3 protein-coding genes, 1 tRNA gene and 3 pseudogenes are annotated in these 4022 nt (G+C 69.1%); all 7 read right to left on the bottom strand.

What is annotated here, in order from left to right:
- Positions 1 to 289 (bottom strand): annotated as a pseudogene (locus G6027_RS01695) (hydroxymethylglutaryl-CoA lyase); the annotation flags it as partial.
- Between the two features lie 229 nt (positions 290 to 518).
- On the bottom strand, positions 519 to 1241 hold the full coding sequence (rplA, locus tag G6027_RS01690) for a 50S ribosomal protein L1 (protein ID WP_179523168.1): 723 nt from the start codon (positions 1239 to 1241) through the stop codon (positions 519 to 521).
- A 91-nt stretch (positions 1242 to 1332) separates the two neighbouring features.
- Positions 1333 to 1767: a 50S ribosomal protein L11 gene (gene rplK, locus G6027_RS01685; RefSeq protein WP_095717641.1), complete on the bottom strand. Its 435-nt coding sequence runs from the start codon at positions 1765 to 1767 to the stop codon at positions 1333 to 1335.
- A 253-nt stretch (positions 1768 to 2020) separates the two neighbouring features.
- A pseudogene (gene nusG / locus G6027_RS01680) lies at positions 2021 to 2920 on the bottom strand (transcription termination/antitermination protein NusG); the annotation flags it as partial.
- A gap of 64 nt (positions 2921 to 2984) precedes the next feature.
- Positions 2985 to 3152 (bottom strand): annotated as a pseudogene (gene secE, locus G6027_RS18530) (preprotein translocase subunit SecE); the annotation flags it as partial.
- Between the two features lie 238 nt (positions 3153 to 3390).
- Positions 3391 to 3463: transfer RNA gene (locus tag G6027_RS01670), tRNA-Trp, on the bottom strand.
- Positions 3464 to 3614: 151 nt separating this feature from the next.
- On the bottom strand, positions 3615 to 4001 hold the full coding sequence (locus tag G6027_RS01665) for a MaoC/PaaZ C-terminal domain-containing protein (protein ID WP_187702506.1): 387 nt from the start codon (positions 3999 to 4001) through the stop codon (positions 3615 to 3617).
- Positions 4002 to 4022: the final 21 nt, after the last annotated feature.

The following is a 4022-nucleotide window of genomic DNA, read 5'->3' as shown; positions in this document are numbered from 1 at the left end:
CCCCGGCGTCGGCGGCGCGCCGCACGTGGCCGGGCGTGGCCACCCAGACCCAGCAGCGGTCCCGCTCGGCCTCGTCCAGGGCGCCGATCACGTCGAGCGTGTCGGCGAGCGCCGGGACCAGGTCCGGTCTGGCCATCGACCCCACCTCGAGTTCGGGGACGCCGGACCGGAGCAACGCGCGGACGAGCTCCACCTTGCCGGCGGTACCCAGTCGCCCCTCCGTCAGCTGGAGTCCGTCCCTCAGGGCGACGTCGCGCACTGCCACGTCTCCGTTGGACCGCGTGTTCATGGGGGTGTCCTTCCGCATCCGGGACCGCCGTGTGGTGCGGTGTGCCGGGTCCCATGGCGGCCTGGGAGATCCTGGCGATGACGGTACCCGCGGGTGCGGCCGGAGGCGTCACGGCCGGGGTATGACGGCCGGAGGCGTCACCGGCCGGGGTGTGACGGCCGGGACATCCCTGACAGCGAAGGGCCCCGCGCCGTGAACGGTCGCGGGGCCCTCCTACCGGGGGATCAACTCACTGGGAATCGGTGCCCGCCTCGAGGAGCTTGGAGATCGCCGAGGGGTCGACCGGGATGCCGGGTCCGGTCGTGGTGGACACGGTGATCTTCTGCAGGTAGCGGCCCTTGGAGGAGGACGGCTTGAGACGCATGACCTCGTCGATCGCGGCCTGGTAGTTCTCCGTGAGCTGCTCGGTGGAGAACGACGCCTTGCCCACGATGAAGTGCAGGTTGTTGGCCTTGTCTGTGCGGAAGGTGACCTTGCCGCCCTTGATGTCGCTGACGGCCTTGGTCACGTCCATGGTGACGGTGCCCGTCTTGGGGTTCGGCATGAGGCCACGCGGGCCGAGCACGCGGGCCACACGGCCGACCTTGGCCATCTGGTCCGGCGTGGCGATCGCGGCGTCGAAGTCGAGCCAGCCGCCCTGGATCCGCTCGATGAGGTCGTCGGAGCCCACGACGTCGGCGCCGGCGGCCTCGGCCTCGGTGGCCTTCTCGCCCGCGGCGAAGACGATGACGCGGGCGGTCTTACCGGTACCGTTGGGAAGATTCACGGTGCCGCGGACCATCTGGTCCGCCTTGCGGGAGTCGACGCCAAGTCGCATGGCGACCTCGACGGTGGCGTCCATCTTCGTCGAGGAGGTGTCCTTGGCCAGTGCCAGGGCATCCAGAGGCGAGTACAGCTTGGTGCGGTCGACCTTGTCAGCTGCGGCCTTGTAGGCCTTGCTGTTCTTGCTCATGAGAGTTCCATTCCTGCCGCGTGTTCTCTGCGACGGTCGGGTGTGGTGCGGGCCTGAGCTGCCCTCCCACGGTGATGTGTGGTGGTGGAGGTCAGGCCTCGACCGTGATGCCCATGGAGCGGGCGGTGCCGGCGATGATCTTCGCGGCCTGGTCGACGTCGTTGGCGTTGAGGTCTTCCATCTTGGTCTGCGCGATCTCGCGGACCTGGTCCATGGAGACCTTGCCGACCTTGGCGGAGTGCGGGGTGCCCGAACCCTTCTGCAGGCCGGCGGCCTTGAGCAGGAGCTTGGCGGCCGGCGGCGTCTTGAGCTTGAAGTCGAAAGAACGGTCCTCGTAGACCGTGATCTCGACCGGCACGACGTTCCCGCGCTGGTTCTCGGTGGCTGCGTTGTAGGCCTTGCAGAACTCCATGATGTTGACACCATGGGCACCCAGAGCCGGGCCGACCGGCGGTGCCGGGTTGGCTGCGCCGGCGTTGATCTGGAGCTTGATCAGCCCTGAGACCTTCTTCTTCTTCGGAGGCATCGTCTTCCTGATTCTTCGACTGGATCTCGGCTCCACGCTGTACACGTGGGAGGCCGACTGTCGTGTGCGCCGCTCCCCTCAGGCCCGCCCGTCGGGCAGGGCATGCGGGGGCGCAGGCACAACCTTGGAGAGTCTACGTGCAATCGACGTGCAACGGCTAATCCGATCCGGCGCACCGTGGCGCGATCCCCGAAACGACGGGACCCGCCGCGCGCGGTGTGCGCGGGGCGGGCCGTCGGGGTGATCGCGCTGGTCAGTCGATCTTCTCCACCTGGGAGAATCCGAGCTCCACCGGGGTCTCGCGACCGAAGATGGACACGAGCACCTTGAGCTTCTGCGAGGTCGGATCGACCTCGGAGATGCTGGCGGGCAGGGTGGCGAACGGGCCGTCCATGACGGTGACCGACTCGCCGACCGTGAACTCCACCTCGACGGTCTGCGGGACCAGTCCACCGTCGGCCTCGCCACCGGGGGCGGCGGCCTTCTTCTCCGGCTTGGGGGCCAGGAACTTGGCCACGTCGCTCAGCGAGAGCGGGGTGGGCGCACCGGCCGCACCGCCGGTCGCGCTGACGAACCCGGTCACGCCGGGGGTGTTGCGGACGACACCCCACGACTCGTCGTCGAGGTCCATACGCACCAGGACGTAACCGGGCAGGACCTTGCGGTTGGCGACCTTCTTCTGGCCGTTCTTGACCTCGGTGTACTCCTCGATGGGGACCTCGACCTGATAGATCTTGTCCTCCGCGCCGAGGGTGACCGCGCGGGTCTCGAGATTGGCCTTGACCTTGTTCTCGTACCCGGCGTACGAGTGGACGACGAACCAGTCGCCGGGGAGCTTGCGCAGCTGGCGCTTGAAGGCGATGACGGGATCGATCGCGGGCGCCGCCTCCTCGGCGGGGGCCTCTGCCGACTCGGATCCCTCCGCGGCGTCGGCCTCATCGGTGACGTCGGCGACCTCGTCGGCGTCCTCATCGGTGCCGGCGACCGCGTCGATGGCATCCGCCACGGCCTCAGCGGTCGGCGGGACCGCGACGTCGGAGGGGTCCGCGGAGGTGTCACCGAGCACCGCATCCGCCGCGGTCTCGGCCTGCTCGGCGGCAGCCGGGCTCTGCTCGACGTCCTCGGATTCGGGGCTCTGCTCGATGTCGCTCACTGAAATTGCGGTCCTCTCGAAGTTCGGCGGTCCGGATCTCGTCCCGGACCTCCAGCGGCGGGTGTCAGCGGTCGAAGACGAGCTCGACGAGCTTGCCCGCGCCGAAGTCGACGCCGGAGACCAGCGCGGTCATGAAGATCAGGAACAGGAACACCACGATGGTGTAGGTGACCATCTGGTTGCGCGTGGGCCAGATGACCTTACGCAGCTCCTCGATGACCTGCCCGATGTACTGGAACGGATTCGCGCGGTTGGCCCGCGTGTCCTCCGCGGTGTCCGCATCGGTGCGGACACGATTGGCGACGGTGGTGTCGCTCCGGCCGGCTTTGCCTGTCGGAACAGCAGAGCCCGTCGGAACAGCGGCACCGGTGGTACCGGCCGCGCCGTCGGAACCGCGCGCGCCGCTGGTGTCGTCGTCGCGATCCTGACTCACGCGTTACCTCCGGGTCGACTGTGGCTGGCAGGAAGGGCAGGGGCGACAGGACTTGAACCTGCAACCTGCGGTTTTGGAGACCGCTGCTCTGCCAATTGAGCTACGCCCCTTCGGCCGGTCTCCCGGCCACCCGTGCCGTCTCACGAATCGCGGACCGCACGAACGCCTCGACTGTACAGTGTCGGCGGCTGCCTCAGGCAGCGTGGGCCGCGACCGCGGGCGGTCGGGCGTGGCAAGTGTACGTCAGCCCCGGCAGTGGCTCTAAATCGCTCGATCGGCGCCGTCGAGGGCGACGGTCACGATCGCCTTGCCGAACACCTTGGCCCCGCCGCAGGTGACCGTGAGGGCCACGTCTGCCGTGGAACCGTCGTCGGCGACCCTCCTCACCGTGCCGGCCACCTCCAACAGGGCCGGGGCGTCGGCGGGGACCACCACCGGTCCGGCGAACCGGATCGAGGTGGCCACCACCCGGTCCGCTCCCCCCGCCCAGTCGGCCACGACCCCGATCGCCAGCGCCGAGGTCAGCATCCCATGCGCGACCACGCCTGGCAGACCGAGCTCGCGGGCGGCCTCGTCACTGAGGTGGATGGGGTTGTGGTCCCCCGAGGCGTCCGCGTAGCGGCGCAGGTCCGCACGCGTCACCGGCAGGCTGCGGGCCCGGATGGGCTC

It is taken from the genome of Dietzia sp. SLG310A2-38A2, assembly GCF_014145095.1.
Classification (GTDB): Bacteria; Actinomycetota; Actinomycetes; order Mycobacteriales; family Mycobacteriaceae; genus Dietzia.
This window is presented reverse-complemented; position numbering and strand designations above follow the sequence as displayed.

Excerpts from the sequence above, each read along its gene's own strand:
- rplA (WP_179523168.1), bottom strand. The coding sequence starts at position 1,241 with ATGAGCAAGAACAGCAAGGCCTACAAGGCCGCAGCTGACAAGGTCGAC.
- rplK (WP_095717641.1), bottom strand. The coding sequence starts at position 1,767 with ATGCCTCCGAAGAAGAAGAAGGTCTCAGGGCTGATCAAGCTCCAGATC.